At 43.5% G+C, this 21,311-nt stretch carries 22 protein-coding genes; 6 read left to right on the top strand and 16 right to left on the bottom strand.

Annotation, left to right across the window (positions count from 1 at the left end; translation table 11 throughout):
• Positions 1-97: 97 nt before the first annotated feature.
• Together JJ692_RS06200 and yutH are read right to left on the bottom strand one after the other, a co-directional pair.
• Positions 98-1,066, bottom strand: coding sequence for a 2-hydroxyacid dehydrogenase (locus JJ692_RS06200; protein WP_206534343.1), 969 nt, complete (start codon positions 1,064-1,066; stop codon positions 98-100).
• 74 nt (positions 1,067-1,140) lie between these two features.
• Positions 1,141-2,163, bottom strand: a complete 1,023-nt coding sequence (gene yutH, locus JJ692_RS06195) for a spore coat putative kinase YutH (protein WP_073207282.1) — start codon at positions 2,161-2,163, stop codon at positions 1,141-1,143.
• Positions 2,164-2,294: 131 nt separating this feature from the next.
• Between yutH and JJ692_RS06190 the strand changes: the two genes are divergently transcribed.
• A complete protein-coding gene (locus tag JJ692_RS06190) occupies positions 2,295-2,795 on the top strand; it encodes a phosphatidylglycerophosphatase A family protein (RefSeq protein WP_024423365.1) in 501 nt (166 codons plus the stop codon).
• Positions 2,796-2,833: 38 nt separating this feature from the next.
• On the opposite strand, the gene JJ692_RS06185 is transcribed toward JJ692_RS06190, so the two are convergent.
• Genes JJ692_RS06185 through JJ692_RS06175 form a run of 3 tightly spaced genes read right to left on the bottom strand, consistent with a single transcriptional unit; the run spans position 2,834 to position 4,355 of the window.
• The gene (locus tag JJ692_RS06185) at positions 2,834-3,607 is read right to left on the bottom strand and encodes a TIGR01457 family HAD-type hydrolase (protein ID WP_095410049.1); all 774 of its coding nucleotides are present in this window, start codon (positions 3,605-3,607) and stop codon (positions 2,834-2,836) included.
• A gap of 18 nt (positions 3,608-3,625) precedes the next feature.
• Positions 3,626-4,060 (bottom strand): DUF86 domain-containing protein, encoded by a 435-nt coding sequence (locus tag JJ692_RS06180; protein ID WP_073207287.1) that lies wholly within the window; start codon positions 4,058-4,060, stop codon positions 3,626-3,628.
• A gap of 19 nt (positions 4,061-4,079) precedes the next feature.
• Complete coding sequence (locus JJ692_RS06175) at positions 4,080-4,355, bottom strand: YutD family protein (protein ID WP_024423368.1); 276 nt, start codon at positions 4,353-4,355, stop codon at positions 4,080-4,082.
• Between the two features lie 120 nt (positions 4,356-4,475).
• Here JJ692_RS06175 and JJ692_RS06170 point away from each other — a divergent pair, with 120 nt between their 5' ends.
• Positions 4,476-5,111 carry a YhcN/YlaJ family sporulation lipoprotein gene (locus JJ692_RS06170; protein WP_206534342.1) on the top strand — a complete coding sequence of 212 codons (636 nt, stop codon included), beginning with the start codon at positions 4,476-4,478 and terminating at the stop codon, positions 5,109-5,111.
• Between the two features lie 39 nt (positions 5,112-5,150).
• Here the strand turns inward: JJ692_RS06170 and lipA are convergent, their stop codons facing one another.
• Positions 5,151-6,047, bottom strand: a complete 897-nt coding sequence (lipA, locus tag JJ692_RS06165; RefSeq protein WP_008360456.1) for a lipoyl synthase — start codon at positions 6,045-6,047, stop codon at positions 5,151-5,153.
• Between the two features lie 326 nt (positions 6,048-6,373).
• Between lipA and JJ692_RS06160 the strand changes: the two genes are divergently transcribed.
• Entirely contained in the window at positions 6,374-7,318 is a 945-nt protein-coding gene (locus tag JJ692_RS06160; protein WP_224426661.1) for a M23 family metallopeptidase, read from the top strand.
• 26 nt (positions 7,319-7,344) lie between these two features.
• Here the strand turns inward: JJ692_RS06160 and yunB are convergent, their stop codons facing one another.
• The 4 genes from yunB to JJ692_RS06140 form a co-directional block, all read right to left on the bottom strand.
• Complete coding sequence (yunB, locus tag JJ692_RS06155) at positions 7,345-8,115, bottom strand: sporulation protein YunB (RefSeq protein ID WP_024423371.1); 771 nt, start codon at positions 8,113-8,115, stop codon at positions 7,345-7,347.
• 69 nt (positions 8,116-8,184) lie between these two features.
• Positions 8,185-8,490 (bottom strand): YunC family protein, encoded by a 306-nt coding sequence (locus JJ692_RS06150; RefSeq protein WP_024425980.1) that lies wholly within the window; start codon positions 8,488-8,490, stop codon positions 8,185-8,187.
• A gap of 67 nt (positions 8,491-8,557) precedes the next feature.
• The gene (locus tag JJ692_RS06145) at positions 8,558-9,931 is read right to left on the bottom strand and encodes a bifunctional metallophosphatase/5'-nucleotidase (RefSeq protein ID WP_206534341.1); all 1,374 of its coding nucleotides are present in this window, start codon (positions 9,929-9,931) and stop codon (positions 8,558-8,560) included.
• A 66-nt stretch (positions 9,932-9,997) separates the two neighbouring features.
• Positions 9,998-10,849 carry a DUF72 domain-containing protein gene (locus JJ692_RS06140; RefSeq protein ID WP_044331225.1) on the bottom strand — a complete coding sequence of 284 codons (852 nt, stop codon included), beginning with the start codon at positions 10,847-10,849 and terminating at the stop codon, positions 9,998-10,000.
• Positions 10,850-11,154: 305 nt separating this feature from the next.
• Here JJ692_RS06140 and JJ692_RS06135 point away from each other — a divergent pair, with 305 nt between their 5' ends.
• A complete protein-coding gene (locus tag JJ692_RS06135; RefSeq protein ID WP_206534340.1) occupies positions 11,155-12,324 on the top strand; it encodes a PucR family transcriptional regulator in 1,170 nt (389 codons plus the stop codon).
• A gap of 64 nt (positions 12,325-12,388) precedes the next feature.
• Positions 12,389-13,546, top strand: coding sequence for an oxalate decarboxylase family bicupin (locus tag JJ692_RS06130; RefSeq protein ID WP_206534339.1), 1,158 nt, complete (start codon positions 12,389-12,391; stop codon positions 13,544-13,546).
• A 55-nt stretch (positions 13,547-13,601) separates the two neighbouring features.
• Here the strand turns inward: JJ692_RS06130 and JJ692_RS06125 are convergent, their stop codons facing one another.
• The gene (locus JJ692_RS06125; protein WP_206534338.1) at positions 13,602-14,792 is read right to left on the bottom strand and encodes an MFS transporter; all 1,191 of its coding nucleotides are present in this window, start codon (positions 14,790-14,792) and stop codon (positions 13,602-13,604) included.
• A 158-nt stretch (positions 14,793-14,950) separates the two neighbouring features.
• Entirely contained in the window at positions 14,951-16,186 is a 1,236-nt protein-coding gene (locus tag JJ692_RS06120) for a pyridoxal-phosphate-dependent aminotransferase family protein (RefSeq protein WP_206534337.1), read from the bottom strand.
• Between the two features lie 171 nt (positions 16,187-16,357).
• Here JJ692_RS06120 and JJ692_RS06115 point away from each other — a divergent pair, with 171 nt between their 5' ends.
• Positions 16,358-17,236 carry an endonuclease I family protein gene (locus JJ692_RS06115; protein ID WP_206534336.1) on the top strand — a complete coding sequence of 293 codons (879 nt, stop codon included), beginning with the start codon at positions 16,358-16,360 and terminating at the stop codon, positions 17,234-17,236.
• A 13-nt stretch (positions 17,237-17,249) separates the two neighbouring features.
• Here the strand turns inward: JJ692_RS06115 and JJ692_RS06110 are convergent, their stop codons facing one another.
• From JJ692_RS06110 to JJ692_RS06095, 4 genes are all read right to left on the bottom strand, one after another.
• Positions 17,250-17,993, bottom strand: a complete 744-nt coding sequence (locus JJ692_RS06110; RefSeq protein ID WP_103131580.1) for an IucA/IucC family C-terminal-domain containing protein — start codon at positions 17,991-17,993, stop codon at positions 17,250-17,252.
• 21 nt (positions 17,994-18,014) lie between these two features.
• A complete protein-coding gene (locus tag JJ692_RS06105; protein ID WP_024425988.1) occupies positions 18,015-19,052 on the bottom strand; it encodes a FecCD family ABC transporter permease in 1,038 nt (345 codons plus the stop codon).
• Positions 19,045-20,061, bottom strand: coding sequence for a FecCD family ABC transporter permease (locus JJ692_RS06100; RefSeq protein WP_024423381.1), 1,017 nt, complete (start codon positions 20,059-20,061; stop codon positions 19,045-19,047). Before JJ692_RS06100 ends, JJ692_RS06105 begins: the two co-directional genes overlap by 8 nt.
• Before the next feature lie 73 nt (positions 20,062-20,134).
• Entirely contained in the window at positions 20,135-21,088 is a 954-nt protein-coding gene (locus JJ692_RS06095) for an ABC transporter substrate-binding protein (RefSeq protein ID WP_024423382.1), read from the bottom strand.
• Between the last annotated feature and the right edge of the window lie 223 nt (positions 21,089-21,311).

Genomic DNA, 21,311 nt, shown 5'->3' with positions numbered 1-21,311 from the left:
TGTCAGAATGAAACCGCTTAACAGCTATTTACATCAAGATTCTATATTTTCAAAATATTTTTGTTAGAAAAGCTCCCGAACACCGGGAAGCCTTATATTATAAACGAACCGGCGTTTTGGCTGGCTCGTCTTGTAAGACAAGCGCAATATTTTCAGCACATAAACGCATCATCGTTTTTCTTGTTTCAACACTAGCACTTCCAATATGAGGAAGGACTGTGACGTTAGGTAATGTCGTTAACGGATGAGACGGGCTGACAGGTTCCTCTCTAAACACATCCAGACCAGCGCCGGCAATTTTTCCTGTTGTGACAGCCTCGTATAAAGCATCCTCATTTACAGTCTGTCCTCTTGATACGTTAATGAAATAAGCAGAGTTCTTCATCAGATCAAATGCTTTTTCATTAAACATGTCTTTCGTTTCCGGGGTTAACGGCGTCAGACAGACGATGAAATCAGACTGCTTGAGCAGTTCCTCAAAAGCCGCATAGGTCACGCCAAGCTGCGCTTCTGCCTCGGGTTTTCTTGAACGATTATGATAAAGGACATTCATATTAAAGCCTTTGGCCCGCTTGGCAAGTGCTGTTCCAATGCTGCCCATTCCGACAATCCCGAGTGTTTTGTGATGAACATCAGCACCGGCAAGAAGAAGCGGCCCCCAGCCTGTCCAGTTTCCATCCTTAATCCAATCACTCGCCTCGACAATGCGTCTAGCTGACGCCATCAGAAGAGCAAAGGCTAAATCAGCCGTCGATTCTGTCAAGACGTCTGGTGTATGACATACGGTGATTCCATGCTTTTTGGCTGCTTCAAGATCAATATTGTCATAGCCAACAGCAAGGTTTGCAACCACCTTGATATTCGGAGCCTTTGATAAAAGCGGCTCATCTATTTGATCTGACAGCATGGTGAGAAGCGCATCCGCTTTAGCAGCTTGTGTTTCTAACTCTTCTCTTGGACACGGCTCATCCTCGCTTGGCCACATCTCAACATGAGCGACTTCTTTTAATGGTGTAAGTGATGCTTCATCCAGCTTTCTTGTGATATAGACGTAAGGTTTCGGCAAGAAGAACACTCCTTTAATCGATTTCTTTAAGCATAACGAAAAACGCCTCAAGAGAAAAGAGACGTTTTGTCTGTTCACTGAAACTTCAAATCAGCTGCAGGCTGAATCCAGCCAACAGCCGGAATGGGGCTGCCGCCGCTTCGCATGGCACTCATTTCTTGAAAGACCTTCAGAAAGTATTCATAGCGGCTCGCATCATTTAAGACGTAATCTAACCGCTCTTCATAATATGACTTTTCATTTTCTCCCGACATGTAGTAGCCTTCTACAATTTCAAAGTAATGAAGTGGGAACAGCAGGCGGCTGTATAACAAACGCTTTGAAAAGGAAGAAAGAGGTGTCACCTGTTCATATTGCTGAAGAAAGGAAAAGCCCTCTTCAATTAAATCTTCCTTATGCTGTACAAAGGTCTCTCTTAAGTATTCGGCAATATCACGGGTTGGATGATCAAAGACCCAATCCACAGGTAAACGCAGCGGCTGCTCATGCGGCCATGTCATACGTGAAAAGCGCTGATGACAGACAGTGCCTGAGTCACCTTCTTTCGGTTCATCATCAAGCTCAGTATCGACTAAATATTGAATGGCATTCTCCGTTAATCCAAGATAATACGGAAACGATTCAATAAATTTTTGTTCAAACCGTTGCAGCGGTTTTTGATGCATTTGCTGCATCCAAAAGCCTTCAAGCTGATCTAATCGTTTTGCCCATAATTCCTTCCAAGCACCGACACGTTTTGTTTCGGATACTTCATATGGAAAGCCTCTTCCCCTGACATGAAAGGCTGCCAGCTCTGACGCTTGCTGAAACGAGCGGCTTGAGATCGGAGGCGCTGCTTTTAATAAAGCATACTGCTCCTTCCCATGAGTAAAGGTGGGCTTTTCTTCATTTGTTAATTCAAACACAGCAACGTATGGGTCTCCAGCATTCAGTAAATACTGACTGATATGATACAACTCTGTGAGTTCTTCTTCTCGCAAATGAGATACAGGAACAATGAGGAAGAGAGCCTCCGCCGTTTGAAAGCTCTGATAACTGCCATATGGCGTAAATTGACGAACATCAATACCAAATGTGTGATAGATAGTTTCTTTCATGTTTTCACCTGCGTTCCTTGATCAATCTCTTATCATATCGTAGTCGCAGGTTGAGGGATTTATGAATACTATTTACTATCCGAAGCTTTTTACACGTTGTGGACAAAATACGAGGATTGGGTGAGGAATACATGCCGCATCATCATGAGATGAACGAAGTAGAAAAAACAGCAAGACGCCGTTTACAAGAACGAGGCGTAACCATTCAAGATATAGCAGACCTTGTCTACTTTTTACAGGAAAAATATCATCCTGGCTTAGACATGACAGAGTGCATCCACAATGTGGAGCGTGTCATCGCAAAACGTGAAGTCCAAAATGCGATATTAACGGGCATCGAATTAGACGTACTCGCCGAGCAAAAGAAGCTGACTGAGCCGCTTCAATCAATACTTGAAACGGACGAGAGCCTGTATGGCGTTGATGAAATTTTATCCTTTGCTATCGTCAATATTTATGGTTCAATCGGCTTTACGAATTACGGATATATCGATAAAGAAAAACCAGGAATTCTCGGGAAACTCAACGATAAATCCACGGGCGAATGCCACACCTTTTTAGATGACATTGTCGGCGCTATTGCTGCCGCCGCATCAAGCAGGCTGGCACATAGTGCAAGAAATGCGGAATAAAGAAAAAGAGGACGCGCGCGAACGCTTGTCCTCTTTTTCTATGATAATCGCTCAATCCACTCGGATAAGGATTCAATGACATAGGTTGGCTGCTTTTCATACTGCTGAAGCAGCTCTTTTGTTGTCACACCTGTGTGGACGAGTAATGTGTCCATTCCTGCATTCATTCCTGCCATAATATCCGTATCGTAGTTATCCCCCACCATGAGCGTCTCAGACACATCTGTCCCAAGTACACGCATCGCTTGTTCCATAATAATGGATTCTGGCTTTCCGATAAATGTCGGCTGAACCGTTGTCGTCACGGTTAGTACTGATGTTAACGAGCCGTTCCCTGGCAAAAGCCCTCTTTCTGTTGGAATGGCAATATCTCCATTTGTTGAGACAAATTGTGCGCCTTGACGAATGGCAATCGCACCTACTGCTAATTTTTCATATGTAATGCCGCGATCAATTCCAACAACAACGAAATCAGCGTCTTCCTGACCAAATGTCAGCCCTTTTTCTTCAATGGCCTGCTTGATTCCTTCTTCACCAATCACGTAAACTGATGCATCTTTCTTTTGCTCAGCAATATAATTAGCCGTCGCCATACTTGTTGTAAAAACTTGTTCTTCTGTTGCTGGGATATCAAATGAAACGAGTTTTTCCGCTACCTGCTTTGGCGTGCGTGATGAGTTATTCGTGACAAACAAGTAAGGAATGCTCAACTCATTTAACTTTTGAACAAATTGACCTGCTTCCTCGATCTTTTCTGTTCCTTTATACATTGTCCCGTCTAAATCAATTAAATAGCCTTTGTATTTCATGATGCTCACAACTCCAATGGTTTATTTAAACGCTGATACTGGGCCAAGCTCCTGCTCCAAGTAGGTACGGATGCGGCTTGGAAAGACCTCTAGTGCCTGCTCTACTTCGCTGATCACCTGCAATAAGTCATGATGATTTACTTCCTGATATTGCTGCACAAGTGTTTTGCGGGATGAGACAAGCTTTTTCAGCTGACTTCCTTCTCCTTCTGGTACAACCTTTTCATCAACAAGTATATCCATGATGTCATCATAGCTTCCTGGGTCACGCATAATAAAGCCATCAATCATGTCATTTCCGGTATCAAGAATACATTCGACGAGCAAATGAACAATTCGTTCCAGCGCTTTTTTCTCTAGAGGACTTGTCCATGTTTGATGACTCTGCAACAACTCATATTGCTCCTCGAAAAAACGTAATGTCTCTTCAATCTTTTTTCTGTCTACGAAATACATCATGACGCTCCCCTTTGCGTTATTTTCTGATTCGTTTTAAGACAAAATAGGCACAGCCAAAATTACAGTATTCATAAATGTATTCATCGAGTGTGCTGATTTTAGTATCAAATGTGGCCTTTTGGTTTTGGTCATCAAAGAACCCTTTCAGCCTGAGCTGATTATAGCCCCAGTCCCCCACAATATAATCATACTTATTTAAAATATCTGAGTACCTTGCTTTAAACGCTTCTTCATTAAAGCCGTCTTTGATATCTCTTACAAGATCAAAGGTAGCATTCTGAACGACGATCATCTTCTCACCTCTTTTTAAACGATCCATCTTTAATGATAATTCATTGGAAGAACTCCATCAATTGCTAAAGCATGTTTTTTCCGATTTAGCCGAAGCTAAAGGAAAAAGGAGGTCACATTTATGAAGAAACAACTGACTGCCGCGATTCTCCTCAGCATGCTTTTAGGCGGGTGCGGCTTTCAATCAGGTATGAACCGGCAAGTGGAGGAAGATTCTTCAAGTAAAACCATCCGTCTGTCGGATCGTCATGAAGGAAATAATTCCAATATGCCAGAAGCAGATACAAACAAAGCAGGATATGTTCGTTATCAGCGCCAGCAAGTAACGGATCAGAAAGAAAGAACCCCTGCTTTAAATCGTGAGCATCTTGCCCACGTGATTACAAGTCTAACGGTGCAGCTGCCAAACATCAAAGAAGCAGCCACACTTGTGACAGATGAGGATGCACTCATCGTGTATCGAACAGGAAACAAAAACCGTGATGAATCTGCCGATCAAGTAAAGAAAACGGCGGTTTCTGTTCTCCCTCGTTATTATCATGTATACGTCTCTGATAATCCAGAGCACTTTCAATCCATTGCCAATTTTTCACGTCTTCAAACCAATTCACGTGATTTTGACCAAATTTTAACCAAAACGATTCAGCAAATGAAGTATTCCCCTCAAGGCGGGAACATATCGAATCAAGAAGATGCAAATGGGATGACGAATTCAGACCGTACAATGAGAAGAAACGCCCCTTACGGCCAAAATTAATACGAGAAAAAACGCCAGAGAGCTCTGGCGTTTTCTTTGTTACGCTTGCGCCTGACGCTTTTTAGACGCTTCGTTTACTTGTTCATCTGCATGGTAGGAAGAGCGCACAAGCGGCCCAGCTTCACAGTGGCTAAAGCCTTTTGACATCGCAATTTCCTTCAGCTCTGCAAACTCATCCGGATGGTAGTATTTTTGAACTTTCAAATGCTTTTTCGAAGGCTGTAAGTACTGGCCAATCGCCATAATATCCACGTTATTGGCAAGAAGATCATCCATGACTTCAATGATTTCTTCCTTCGTTTCACCAAGTCCAATCATAATGCTTGATTTTGTTGGAATATCGGGCTGCATTTCTTTTGCACGACGCAAGAATTCTAATGAACGATCATATGTAGCACGCGCACGAACTCTTGGCGTTAATCTGCGAACTGTTTCAATGTTGTGATTTAAAATGTCAGGACGCGTGTCCATTAACGTCTTCAAGTTATCATAATTGCCGCCCATGTCTGAAGGGAGAACTTCAATGGTCGTGAATGGGCTTTTTCTTCTAATCGCACGAACGGTTTCAGCGAACACACCTGCGCCGCCATCCTTTTGATCATCCCTTGCAACCGCTGTTATAACAGCGTGCTTTAAGTTCATTAAGGCTACTGAATCTGCCACGCGTTCTGGCTCTTGCAGATCAAGCTCAGTTGGAAGTCCAGTTTTCACCGCACAGAAACGGCATGCGCGCGTACAAACAGATCCAAGGATCATAAATGTAGCGGTTCTTCTCACTGCCCAGCATTCATGAATATTCGGACATTTTGCTTCCTCACAAACGGTATGCAGGTTGTTTTCCCGCATCATTTTCTTCAAACCGGTATAGTTTTCATTCGTATTCAGCTTAATTTTAAGCCAGTCCGGTTTTCTTACGTGCTCTTCCTTCTTTGCCAATTCCATCATCTCCATATGAATTCGTTAAAGGTGCATCTACAAAAATCTTCCTGCTATATACGATGGATGCAGCCAAGAAGCTGCAAAAAATTGAATCTTCGGCCTAAAGCCTTTTCTTTAGACACTTTAACATAGTACAGATTGAACAACAAGGGAATGAGCTGCAAAAATACCCAAAAGCCTCCTAAAAAAACAGAAGAAAATTACTAACATTTTCTTCTTATGAAATAGAGTGTTCTAACCACACTAAACGGTAGAAGATGATGCTCGATGAAAGGAGATGGACGTTTGTGAAAGTGGTTTTAGCCATCATGATTGCTCTTTCAATGCTCCCTTTACCTGTTCATGCAAAAGGGACGGGCAAGCAGCCAGATGAATTGAAACAAAGAATGGCCCTATATGAAAAAGTTTCCATCACAACTCAGGTTCCATGGTATGTACTTGCTGCAGTTGATCAGTATGAACACAATATTCGAAAAAGCAGAAGAGATTTACCGAAACAAAAAGGCGTCATTGGCATCTACATTCCCCGGGAAATGTGGATTGGACCAGAAAACCCGAATAAACAGGATACCTCTCCTTTAAGCATTAAAGTGTTTGATGGAATTGGTCTTGATGGGAATGGGGATGGCAAAGCAAGCAGCGATGACGATGAGGATGTATTATTCACTTTTGCACAATACTTGCTTCACTACGGCAGCAATATTGATCAATTAAAAATTGGCTTATGGGACTATTATGGACGTGATCAAACCGTTGGAATCATTTCATCTTTTATGAAGCTATATAAGCACTACGGCCATCTTGATCTTGGAAAGCATGCTTTTCCTCTTCCGGTTGGAGCTGACTACAGCTACCGAAGTACATGGGGAGATGCGAGAGGGTTTGGAGGAAGGAGAATTCATGAGGGAACCGATTTATTTGCCCATTATGGACTTCCCGTTCGTGCGACATCGTATGGCGTGATTGAAATGAAAGGCTGGAACCGCTTTGGCGGCTGGCGGATAGGCATTCGAGATATTCATAATCATTATCATTACTTTGCTCACTTAAATGGCTTTGCGAAAGGACTCAAGACAGGTCAAATTGTTGAACCTGGCCAGGTGATTGGATCTGTCGGAAGCTCCGGTTACGGTCCTCCAGGCACTGCAGGAAAGTTTCCGCCGCATCTTCACTATGGCATGTACAAAGACAACGGCAGAACGGAATGGTCATTTGATCCATATCCTCATTTGAGGGCGTGGGAAAGAGCTGAACGGAAACGAAAGTAAAGAACAGCCCAATCATTGTTGGGCTGTTATTCCTTTTTCTTCTTTTTTTCTGGAAGAACAATTGATGGAGCACCTGAGTTTGTTCCGCTGCCATTATAATAATCTGGTACGTCTCCTTGAACGGCTTGTATGGAGACAGGAACAGAGTTCTTCACTACGATTGTTTCAGAGGCAAATGGAATAATGACTCTTACCTTGACCTCGATCAGAACACTAATATCAATCAAGGCATTGTTGATGCCATAAGGCTTAATATTTTTTTCAACGTCCGTATGCGGATCACCAATCACACTAAAGCGTACAGGTACTTTTGGTCCGAGGTTGGCAATGAGTGCATTTCCGGATGCCTGCCCAAGCGGAATGTTATATATAATGCCGTCATGTCCATCTGTTTGATCCTTTAATGCTTCTTTTGCCTCTTTTTGAAAGTTCCCCTTTTCAATGTCCTCTAAATTTTTTTGAAGATGACGCGAGAGGTCAGCCATTGCTTTCGATGTTGCTTGCGCATTAAAATCAATGGTCGTCACTTTTCCGTTCTCACTTGTATTCATGACCACCATATCCTTCATATTCTCCTGATCATCTGCAAAGTCTTGAACTGAATATTGTATGAGGTGATTGGCGATGCGCTCTGTTTCTAGTTCAGCAATGTGAATAAGGGTTGGTTTAATGGATCGGTTGATAAAAAATAAACTAATTACGGTTGAGAGCACAAAGAATAAAATGGCAAGCAGCATAACGTAACGAAATGGCAAAGGGCCCTTCTTGTAGGGGCGATAACGGCGGTTCATTCTCAATAAAAAATCCCCCCTTCTCCATTACATGTGTATGCAGACAGGCGGGGGGATAGGAATCATCTCTCTATTTTATTTCACCATTTTTAATAATGCATCTCTTCCAATTGTTCCAGCAGAGATACCCAGTGCTTCTGCGGCGTATGTCACAGATTCTAAAGGAGCATCGAGCAATTGCTCAATGGTTCTTACACCAACTGCTCTTCCTGCAATAATTCCTCTATCTGCAAGCTTTTCATTCAAGAGCCCGACATCAAGTGCACCGCACATGATATACCCGTGTTCATTTGTTACTGCCATGAAATTTGTCTTCGGCAGCTTGACGGTGACCGCTGTAAAGGAATGGCCATCAATTGTAATAGGTGTTAAATTCACCAAATCCCTTCACTCCTCTCATCACAATCTATGTGAAAAGAGGGCGCGTGTTGTTAGGCTGAAGCGGATTTCATGTTGCTTCCTTCAAGCGCCATGTCAGAACATCACGTAAAAATTCAGGCATAAAATATTCAATGTGTTCATGATCACGGATATGAGGAAAAAGAGAGCCTAATGTATACATATCGACTGTGCCAACAGTATAGGAGGCGTCTTTTTTGATCAATTGACCATGTACAAAGACATCCTTCACCCGTTTGGCCTCGCCTTCTTCTAATGTATAGCTGAGGCCGCTATATAGCATTTTCCCCATCAGCTCACCTCTAAAGCCGAAGCCCTTGATGCGCAGCTGTTCCATTTTTTCTTCACAGCCCCGCTGAACCGTTTCGATAAGCTGTTGACCGGTAAGCGTCACCCGAATAGGATTAATGGGATGCGGACATATCCGGTGGATTTCTTCTCTTGTGACGATCCCTGCCTCTAATGAATCAAGTACCATACCTGCATTCATCATGCCAATATCTGCTCCGCACCAATCTTTAATGGCATCTGTTAAGAGCTGCGGAAGCGGAGAATCGTCGAACCACTTCGTTTCTAGCTTCCACTCAATCGTTGTCACTTTTTCCTGCATGAGTGCTTTCGCTCTTCTTTCTGCCTGCTGCAAGGTGGTGATGGCTTCATCTGATTCACTGATGAGCTGATCCACTGACTGTACTGTCGCTTTTTTCTCTATCAGCTCTTTGCGCGCTGTATCGATCGTCAGCTCAACGCATCCAATATAATGCCCGTACTTTTCAGCGCATGCAAGCAGCACACCATTGTCCATTTCACCTTGTTCTAACAGATGATGCGTGTGTGAACCTAGGATGATGTCGATTTCAGGGAAATCACGGGCGACCTCTCGATCATGGATGATACCGAGATGAGATAAAAGCACAATGACATCTGCCTGTCCCTTCACTTCCTGCAGCATGTCCCGTATGCTGTCAAACGGATCAGTAATGTTCCAGCCCAGCTTTTCATATACAGGTGTATACGCAATGGTCACACCTAAGAGACAGAGCTTCAGTCCGTTTTCCATTGTGATCATATGATAGGGCTTTGCCCATGATGGCCTTTTGCCTTTCTCAAATAAATTAGACAGCACCACTGGAAATTGTGCATTCTCATACAAGTGATCCAGCTGATCATGGGGAAGCGTAATGCCTTCATTATTCCCGATCGTGACTCCATCATAGCCAAGCTGATTGAGGAGCTTGACGTTTACCTTTCCATAATCCGCTTCGGATACGAGGTTCACTCGATCCATATGGTCGCCAATATCAAACAAGAGCATCTGATCGTGAACTTGACGCTTTTCTTCAATATAAGCTGCAATTTTTGGCCAGTTCTCAAAGTGGCTGTGCAAGTCGTTTGTATGATATAACCATAGCTTCTGCAGCATGTTGATCTCTCCCTCAAGTTGTCACTGACCGTCTCATTCAGGTTGAAAGCTTCAGTCAGCTCTCGGTTAACTAAATAAATCTAACTGCTTCGGAGACAGGTTTGAATAGGTGATATCCAGCAAATCAATCATCTGCTGGCCATTTGCCGCTGCATCTCCGCCGGAGTTATTATTAAACACGACATAGACATCTTTCGATTGCTGATGCAGGATGTCGAGATTCTTTTTCCACTCTTTTAATTCAGCTTCATTATATAAATATAAGTATCTCACTTCACGCCAATTCTCATGGTCTGCCGGGTGAAGCCAGCCCTGTTTATTCCTTCCATGAAATCGGACCAATGTTTTATCACGGTGTGTAGCTTGTATGACCGGCGGAATGGAGCCTTCTCCGACTTGCGGTTCATCACAGACGGAATGAATCCATCCTTCCTTTTCCATAAAGGACAAAGTCTGCTCATAAAATTCATCTGAAAACCATGTACGGTTTCGGAATTCGAGGGCACATGGAATATCGCCCATCTTCTCCTTACACCATCTTAAATAGTGGACGTGCTCTTTTTTGCAATCAAACCAAGGTGGAAATTGAAAGAGCACCATGGCTAGTTTCCCTTCACGAATAAGGGGAGTCAGCGAAAGAATAAATGCATCAAACATGTCTTCCTTCGAAGCAAACGGAATCTCGCCCCTTTGATGTCCAGTCATTCCTTGGTAGGCTTTCACAACAAATTGAAAGTCATCTGGGGTATCCTTTATCCACTTTTCATGATTACGCTCAGGCTGAACCGCATAAAAGCTGGCATCCAGTTCCACAATCGGAAACGTTGACGCGTAGTGAAACAGCTTTTGCGCGCTGCCGATTCTCGGCGGATAAAGACTGTCATGATCTCCCCAGCCAGTTAATCCGATATAAATCATGTTTCTCACCTCTTGCCACTCTCATGTATAGACGGCTTCCTCATTCGAAGCCTTTGTTTCTTGTGATACCCATATTTTCTGAAAGAAATTCTTCTGTCTACAACATATCATATTTGCTCGTAATTCTGAATGAAGATGACTGGCGGCACGTGATTTTGTCCTGACGCTCTGTTTGTTTGTTATATTAATTGACAACTTTCTATCTATAATGATTTTAGCTGATAACATAAAATGCATATCAGAGATGCTGACAGTGATTGTCCATTTTTTTATTCATCTTCACCAATAAAGGAGATTGAGTGGATATGAACATAGACGATAACCAGTTTGAAATTTTACAAAAAATGGCCAAAAAGATTCACAAGCCCATCTATTTGTTTAACCAGCATGGACGTATTCTCTATACCTCGCACCCCATGATCACAAGCTCAGAATGGATGCACATTCTCCCCTTTTTTCAAAGCAGGACAACTCATTCTTTTTCAATGATACATGCAAAACAAACCTTTTCCATCTTTCCAATTGATCTAAACGAACAAACATGTGATTATCTGGTCATCCTTTCTTTCATTCACCCGCAGAATAAAACTTTGCATGGGATCATTGCAAAATCAGTAAACGAAATGTCGATTGCACGTATGAGACAATATGCCGCCCTGCAAACGGCCAAGCGTGCTAGAAATGAGGGCTTTCGCAAATGGATAGAGAGGGCATCTTCTTCCCAGCAAGATCCCTTACATTTCGCTCAGGCATTTGGATTAAACGCCGAATGCCGCTATCTATGTATGATCTGTCAGCTTGACGAGCGCAGTGATACCACATGTTTTATGAAGCAGCAAATGGTTTTAGATCAAATGGTTGATCTGCTCGAAAGTGCACTTCCAAGCTGCCCATTTCCTGCCTTTCTGTTTTTAAAAGGTGATATGGGTGTTGTATTGATGGAGGAGACTGGCAGTTGGCCGGAGGTTAGCGACAGGCTCAGCTCTTTTTTAAGACAGTTGCAGATGCTTGTTAAACTGCAAGTGAATCATACTATTTCTTTTGGGGTGAGCTTGACGGGCTGCCACATCTCCCATCTGTCTGAAGGCTACAATGAAGCATTAGAGGCTCTTCAAACCGGACATCTCTCATCGCGGACTGAATATATTCAATTTTATCAAGCAAAGGATGTGCCAGATTTACTAAGGCTCATTCCAAGAAAGGATATGATCACGTTTCACCAGCTGCACCTTCACCCGTTATCTGAATCATCACAAGTCGATCCAAGCCTTCTTCACACCTTATCTGTTTATTTAGAAACCCATTGCCACATTTCAGAAACAGCCAAACGCTTGTCCATTCATCGCAACACGGTCATTTATCGCCTCGAGAAGTGTGAAGAATTGCTTCGAATCAGCTTAAAAGATTCTGACGCAACATTGCGGCTGCGCTTAGCCTTCCGTATTCAAATGTTTCTCTCATCCCATTCTGATTGAATTTTTTCTACTGAAGCTTCATATAGTTTGGAGGAGAAAAATGAGACTCAAGGAGGGATGATAAATGGATGATGAGCTCCGTCACATCCCGCAGCCCATTCGAAAGGATGGCGCAGGTGCCACCGACTTAGGCCCGCGCGATGTCCTTCGAGATATAGAGAACCCAGATATGCTCGTTCCGCCTAAAACCGATGCCGGAACAATCCCAAATTTAAAATTTTCCTTTTCTGATACACACATGCATTTGAATCACGGCGGCTGGTCGAGGGAAATTACAAAGCGGGAGCTGCCTGTTTCAACAACGATTGCAGGTGTCAACATGCGGCTCACACGCGGAGGTGTTCGTGAGCTTCATTGGCATAAGCAGGCGGAATGGGCGTATATGATTTTAGGCAAAGCCCGCATCACATCTGTAGATGCAGAAGGGCGAAATATGATTGCTGATCTAGAAGAAGGCGATTTGTGGTATTTCCCGCCTGGTATCCCGCACTCCATTCAAGGACTTGAGGATGGTTGTGAGTTTCTTCTTGTATTTGATGATGGCGATTTTTCTGAATTTGATACATTCACGATCACAGACTGGTTTGCCCATACACCGAAAGAGATTCTCTCCGCCAATTTTGGTGTTTCTAAGAAATTGTTTGACCATATTCCGAATAAGCAGCGCTATATGTTTCAAGGCTCGCCGCCGTCATCCTTAGAAAGCCAAATGGTATCTGATCCATACGGGAGCATTAAGCCGCCATTTACGTACCAGCTCCTTCGTCAAAACCCGATAACGACCTCTGGCGGAACCGTCCGAATTGTCGATTCACGGAATTTCCCGATTTCAAAAACGATTGCGGCTGCACTTGTTGAAGTAAAACCTGGCGGCATGAGAGAAATGCACTGGCACCCTAATAACGATGAGTGGCAATACTATTTAACAGGTACAGCTAAAATGACGGTCTTTGGAGCAGGAGGTACTGCCCGCACCTTTAATTACAGAGCAGGTGATGTTGGATATGTTCCTTTTGGTATGGGACATTACATCCAAAATATCGGCCAAACGAGCCTTTGGTTTTTAGAAATTTTTAAAAGTGACCGGTTTGCAGATATTTCGTTGAATCAGTGGATGGCCTTAACCCCGCCTCAATTAGTGAAAGAGCATTTACACGTAGATGAAGCGATGATTCGTGCGCTTCATAAAGAAAAATCACCTGTCGTGAAATATGAGAGATGATGCCCATCATAAAAAACCGATCAATTCGTCCTGATCGGTTTTTTATCAGCAAAATTTAAGAAGCTGCCGAAGCATGCTGCACTTTTTTCCCCCACACGATGGATGCAGCGAAGCTTACGCAAAGCACCAGTGTTCCAAACATAAAAGGATACTCAATATTCACATCAAATAATATACCCGCAAGACTCGGTCCGACGATATTGGCAAGGCTCATAAAGGATGTATTGAGACCGCCTGCTACCCCTTGCTGATTGCCTGCCATCTTGGACAGCAATGTATTGAGGGCTGGTCGGACAAATGACGTAGCCGATAAAAATAAAATCGAACCCGTAAAAATCAACCAAAAGGACGGCGCAAAACGGCAGGCGATCAGCATGAAAGCCGCACCTAACAGCGCATAACGGACGACTCTCATCTCTCCAAATCGTTTCACACAGGCATTCACTAACACCCCTTGAACAAGCACCCCGGCAAGACCCGCAACCGTAATCACAAACGCAATATCCTTCGGTGAAAATCCGTGTTTTTGGTCTACATATAAGCCGAAAATCGATTCAAAATGAATGATTCCGAAATTGAGGACAAAGGCCAATATAAACAAAAAGCCGTACGATGTCCTTAGAGCCTCGATCATTTGTACAAAAGGATTGAAATGAATATCCTTGTTAAGCCGCGCCTCTTCCTGTTTTTCCTTTGTTAAAGTTTCAGGTAAGAAGAGGATGGATAACAAAGTAGAAAGAGCAGCAAAGGAACCGGCAATCAGAAATGGAAATGCGATCCCGTACTCAACCAAATAGCCGCCTACGCCCGGCCCAATGACAAAACCTAGTGTCATCGCTGCACTGAATAGACCCATTCCTTTCCCTCGGTCCTTTTCACTTGTGATATCAGCGATGTATGCAAACATGGCCGGCATAAGCAAAGCCCCGGCAGCACCGCCTAAAAATCGAGACACGAACAGCATCCAAAGCTGATCAGCAAAAGCAAAAATAAACTGAGCAATCGTAAAACCCGCAATCCCGGCAATGATCAATTTTCTTCGTCCAAATCGATCGGTCAGTGCCCCGGCAACCGGCGATAACGCAAATTGTGTAAAACCTGTTGCAGCGACAAGAAAACCGAGTGTTTTTCCTGTTGCACCAAAGGCTTCGATGTAACTCGGCATAACAGGTACAATGAGGCCAAAGCCAAGCATGGCAATAAAAATATTGAGCATCAAAATGTATAATCTGCCCATCTTCTTCATACAAAAAACCTCTTTCTGCAAATAAATGAAAATGATGACAAAAATGATAAGAACTTCTCCAGTATAGCGATAACCTCATCTATAAGTCTAGTTTTTCAAAAATTAGTGTTCTTTTCCAAATAAAAAATACCCGCCAATGGCGAGTATGTTGGAGCTCGTTATTCAGCTTGTTCATAGATAGAAAGAGCCGCCTGAAGCCCTGCTCCGCAATGGATAGACGCACCGTGTTTGATGAGAATCGCTTCCAGCCCTGCTAACACAAACAGCACATTTTCCTTTCGGCAGCTGTAGCCCATTGTCCCAATTCTCCATATACGGCCGGCAAGCGGTCCAAAGGAGCTTGCAATCTCAACCCCAAAATGATGGAGCAGATCGGCACGGACCGCTTCTCCGTCAATACCACTTGGAATGACAATACAGGTCACAACCGGCATTTTACAATCTGGATCACCAAACAATTCAAGCCCCATTGCTTCAAGACCTTTCATCAAGGCTTTCTCATGAAATGCATGCCTTTGAAAACGTTCAGACAGCCCTTCTTCCAGCACAAGACGAACCCCTTCTCGCAGTGCATAAAGCATCGTTGTCGCTTCTGTATGATGATTTAATCGTCTTGGGCTCCAATAATCCTGAAGCTGGCTTAAATCAAAATAATTGCTTTTGATTGGAGAAATGTCCATTTGTTTTTGTAATTCATCCTGTGTCGCAATGCCTTTTTCTACTTTCTTTCTCGATTCAATGACAGCTGCGACTCGGTCATTATACGTAATAGGTGACATACCTGATGGAACAGATAAACATTTCTGCGTGCCGCCAATCGCCGCATCTATTTTCCATTCGTCCACTTTTACCTCGACACCGCCAATGGTCGCCACAGCGTCTACAATAAACAGCACATCAAGAGCCCGGCATGCTTGCCCGATTTGCTTGAGCGGCTGTAATCGTCCGGTGGATGTTTCACCATGAACCATGGCAACGATTTTAGGCTTGACCTGTTTTATTTCTTGAATGATGTCTTCAGGGTCAAAAACCGTCCCCCATTCACATTCCATTGTATGTACCTCAGCACCGTAGCGCTGCCCTATTTCAATGAGCAGGTGACCGAAGCGGCCAAAGACAGGCACAAGCATTGAATCTCCCGGCTCAATCACACTGGCGAGCACAGCTTCAAGCCCTGAACGGGACGTACCGTCAATTGGATAAGCCCATTTGTTTTCTGTTTGAAAAAGTGACCGCAATAAGGTCATTGTTTCATTCATAATGTGTGTAAATGCTGGATCAAATTGACCAAGAATTGGCGTGCTCATCACACGGAGCACTCTCGGGTCTACTTCAACGGGTCCCGGTGTCATAATCGTTCTTGAAGGTGTTTGCAGTTCTTTCACGTGATCCATCCTCTCCCTTGCTGTCCATCCTTATAAGCCCACTTATACAGGAATACGCCTAAAATAGCAATCTCTTTTCCTATAAACTTATTACATAAAATTTACGAGAAATCCATTTATTTCTTCATGGCAATATGATAGAAATAAAGAGAATACATTCCCTTTCAAGGAGGAAATCGAATGAAAAGAACTTTATTTGGAACTGTGGCCGCCGGAATTATGATATTCGGCACATTCGCCGCCCCGCTGCCTCCAGCTGCAAATGCTCAAGGTTTCAATCTGAGTGAACCTAGTCAAACGATCACCTTTTCCCCGTTACAGCTTCAAAACGAAACATCTGCACAACAAACGCAAACTGCCGCCACAAGTCAAATCGATTCCTATTACCAATCTGCTGCTGGCAAATCAGGACCCGCTCTTAAGAAAGCCTTACACGATATCATTGATGACCATACGCAGTTATCCTACAGCCAGGTTTGGGATGCCTTAAAGAAAACAGATGAAGACCCCAATAACCAAAACAATGTGCTACTGCTTTATAGTGGTGCCTCCCGTTCAAAGCAGTCGAATGGCGGAAATGTGGGCCAGTGGAATCGGGAGCATGTCTGGGCCAAGTCTCACGGCAATTTTGGGACAAGCCAAGGGCCTGGGACGGATCTCCACCACCTTCGTGCGGCAGATGTGCAAACGAACAGCACACGTGGAAATTTAGATTTTGACACGGGTGGTAATGAATACAAAGGAGCGCCGGGCAACTTCTACGACAGCGACTCATTCGAACCGCACAGCCGGGTCAAAGGAGATGTTGCGAGAATGCTCTTTTATATGGCGGTTCGCTACGAGGGTGATGACCGATTTCCAGATTTAGAATTGAATGACAAAGTAAATAATGGAAGCTCTCCTCTTCACGGCAAAATGTCTGTACTTCTCAAATGGCACAAGCAAGATCCAGTTGATCAAATCGAACGGAACCGCAACGAGATCATATATCAAACGTATCAGCACAACCGCAACCCTTTTATTGATCATCCTGAATGGGCAAGTGAGATTTGGGAATAAAAAAAGGGCACTGCTACGAGCAAGCAGTGCCTTTCTTTTTTTCAAGCGGACAAACAAGACAATAATCGAGACTCTCCGATTTTTTCTCTAGCTTATAATACATACAGCAGGTCTTCCGGTTGGATGTTTCAAGTAAACTGTCGTCTAGGTTTAGGCTGTGCTGAAATGGATTTTGCTGAGCTCCAAAAACATCTCCAGCCGCCTGCTTCAGATACAGATAATCCTCCCGCACGCGCTGCTTCACCGCAGGCTCTTCCGCTTCCCGCATCATGCTTCGATAAAGAGAGTTGATTCGAACCGCTACATTTTCCCATAAAATACGATAAGAGAGTTTTGATGTGCGGTTCAGCACGTCTAAAAGAGGCGTGACACACTCCGTAAACAGCGCACGCACGACCTTCTCTCTCCACTCATGCCTGTCTCCTTCTAGTGGAACAAACGAACACGCCGCCTCATCCATTTCAATTTTTCGATCCTCTCTAAATGCACATGCTGCTGGTGGAAACTGATAGACACCGTCATACAGCGTCATCAAGTATAAATAGGAACTGACGGCTAAGTAGGCGTACCGCTTTGAAAACATAGAAGCTGCTACCGCCAGATTCGGTGCATGCATCGCTTCCTTTTCAGCTTCTAATAAACGTATGACGGCTGCTTCTGAAAAAAGCGCAGCAAGTGTGCGATCAGATGTCATAGGTCCATTTGTGATGTGTACCCCAAAATCAAGTAATTCTCTCTCAACCCACTCTGGCCTCATATCAAAACCCCCATCTTCTGTTTATCGATTGCGCTGTTGATATAACAAATAAATAAAGAACGGTGCACCAATAGCTGCCGTAAATACACCTGCTGGAACATCTAACGGTAGAAATGCGGTTCTAGCCACAAGATCAGCCAGCATCACGAGAATACTTCCAACTAGCGCAGATGCTGGAACAAGCGCTATGAATGAACGTCCAATAATCATCCGTGCAACGTGCGGCGCCATGAGTCCAACAAATTCAATGCCGCCTGCAAATGCGACTGCAACACCAGCCAATGTCACACTCATCAGGAGAAAGAATAATCGTTTCGCCTGCACTTTTACCCCGAGACCTGTTGCAAGATCATCGCCAAGTTCTTTTACATTCATCGTTCTTGCTAACACCATGACAATCGGTAAAATGATCATCACCCAAGGAAGCATCGCAGTGACGTCTTTCATCGTCGAACCATATAAGCTCCCCGTCAGCCAGATGTAAGACTTTGTCGTTGTCATCGTATCACTAAGAACAAGCGTAAACGTCACACATGCCTTCATAATGGCAGAAATCCCAATTCCCATTAGAACAAGGGTAATCGGCTTGACCCCTTTTTTCCATGAAAGCAAATAGATCAGACTCGATACCGCAAAAGCACCTGCAATCGCCCATAAGGATTGATAAGCAATAGGCACAGTGCCCATCCAAAAGACGATGAACATAATCGCACCAAACGAAGCACCACTTGTAATTCCAATGATATCAGGTGATGCCAGCGGGTTGCGGATCAACCCTTGCAAAATGAGCCCTGATACCGCAAGTGCGGATCCAACTAAGACAGCCAGCAGCGTTCGTGGAATCCTCAGTGTATTTAACACAAAGGAATTCCCCTCTCCCTGACCGATTAAATGAAGCAGCACATCGACCGGCTGAATGAACCGGCTTCCCATACTGAGACTGAGAATAAATAAGCCAAAGGCAATGGCCGTCAATAAAAGTAAAATCAAAAACGTCCGCTTTGAAAATTGAAATGAAATGCGCCCGCCTTTAGAACGCACTGTATATGTTTTAGCCACCTGTCTTCAACCCCTTGCGCACGAGATAAACAAATAGAGGCGCTCCTGCTACCGCCGTCATGACACCAATCGGCACTTCTTGCGGCATGATCAGAAAACGAGCCGCCAGATCCGCAGCAAGTAAAAGCGACGCCCCCACAACGGCACAATACGGCAGTACCCAGCGGTGGTCAGGCCCAACGAGCTTTTTCACAATATGCGGCACAAGAAAACCAACAAAACCAATTGAACCAGCAACAGCGACGGAACCACCTGCTAAAAAGACAACGAGTACACCCATCGTGATTTTCAGCAGCAGTGTACGCTGGCCAAGTCCTTTGGCAATATCATCTCCCGACAAAAGAACATTAATAGAACGTCCAAGAAGCAGCGCCACTACAGTCGCACCTAAAATATAAGGCAAAACAGGGATTAACATATCAATGCTTCTTCCAGACACTGACCCAGCCATCCAGAACAAAATGCTTTGAATCGACTGTTCATTCACGATTAAAAGACCTTGTGTAAAAGACGCAAACAGTGCAGATATCGCCGCACCTGCAAGGACTATTTTGACCGGTGTCAATCCATCTCTTCCAATAGAACCTAATAGAAAAACGAGCATCCCTGCAATCGCTGCGCCTAGAAAGGCTGTCCACATATAGCTTGTTAACGACTCTGTTGAAAAGAAAACAATCGAAATCACGATAAAAAATAGTCCACCTGCATTAATTCCTAATAAATCAGGCGCCGCAAGCGGATTTCTCGTCAATGCCTGCATGAGTGCACCTGAAATCGCCAGGCTTGAGCCAACGACTGTTGCAATTAAAGCTCTTGATAATCTGGATGTCATGACAATGACACTGTTTGGATCCGATTCATCAAATTGAAGAAAAGCATGGATGGTGGCTTTGAGGGAAATTGAGGTTTGCCCAAGGGAAATACTGAGCATAAAAAAGACCAACATCAACACAATGAATCCAGCAAAAAGCAGTGCCTTGCTTGAATCCTTTTTTATTAAACTTCTCATCTGATTCCCGCTTTCAATCTGTTATGGAAAAAAGGAGAAAATGGTATATTCACATTTTCTCCTCTGTTACGACTTATTTATCAATTCCTAAACGATCGTAAATATCATCAAGCATCATGTTTGCAGCGATAATACCGCCGCCCATGTTCCAAGTGATTTCATCTACTTTATGCACCTGTTTCGCTTTCACTGCGTCAAGCTGCTTCCATAAAGGATGACTCGTCCACTCTTTATATGCTTTTTCAACTGCTTTATCCTTTTCATCCATAAAGTAATAGATCACATCTGCATCCATTTGCGGAATGCTCTCTTTGTCTGTCAGTGTAATGATGTCTTGCTTTTTATCTTTGACATTCTTAGGTCCTTCAAAGCCTAGCTCTGTTAAAATGGATCCTGCGAAACCAGTTTGATAGATTCTAGCATGATCTGCACGGAAGTTCACCACAGATACACTCATCGGCCAGTTTTTGATGTCTTTTTTCGCTTTTTCTTTGAAATCAGCGACGCGGTCATCCCACTTTGTCAGCAATTCTTTTGATTTGTCTTCCTGGTTTAACGCTTCACCCATCAACTTCACTGTATCTTTAAATGTGAACACAGTTTCAGTTGCAACAGTTGGAGCGATTTCTTTCAGCTGATCAAAAATTTGCTCGTGACGGATTTTCGATGCAATGATCAAATCAGGCTTGAGCTTTTCAATTTCCTCTAAGTTTGGCTGTGTTTCCTGCCCAACAATTTTAACATCCTTTAAGTCATTTCTTAAATATTTATACGTAGGTGCTTCAAGCCATGATTCAACAACACCTACTGGTTTAATGCCCATAGCGACTGCTGCATCCGTTGCTCCTTGGTACAGTGTCACCACACGTTTAGGCGATCCTTTAATTTCAGTTGAACCGATAGCGCTTTCAACGGTTCTTGTTTTCTCTTTACTATCTGACTTGCCGTTACTGCTATTGCTGCCGCAAGCTGCAAGTAAAACGATGGAGAGCACAACTAATAGCGACCAAAAAGATTTCTTGAACATGTACCTCACCTATCCATTCTATATGTAGTCATATCGTTTGATAACGATTCTCATTATCACAATTTGATTTTATCATAGAAAAAGATGGTGTCAATGTAAAATATAAAAATAACAGATGATAATCTCCTAATCACAAAATAACATATTGTGGAAAATATAATTCTTTCGTCTCTTTTTTGACGCTATCTATTTTCCTATAATGAAGTTGTAACAAATACAATTT

Origin of the sequence: Bacillus sp. 3a (genome assembly GCF_017161885.1) — a bacterium.
Classification (GTDB): Bacteria; Bacillota; Bacilli; order Bacillales; family Bacillaceae; genus Bacillus; species Bacillus safensis.
The sequence above is the reverse complement of the archived record's forward strand: the minus strand, read 5'-3'. Positions and strand labels throughout refer to the sequence as shown.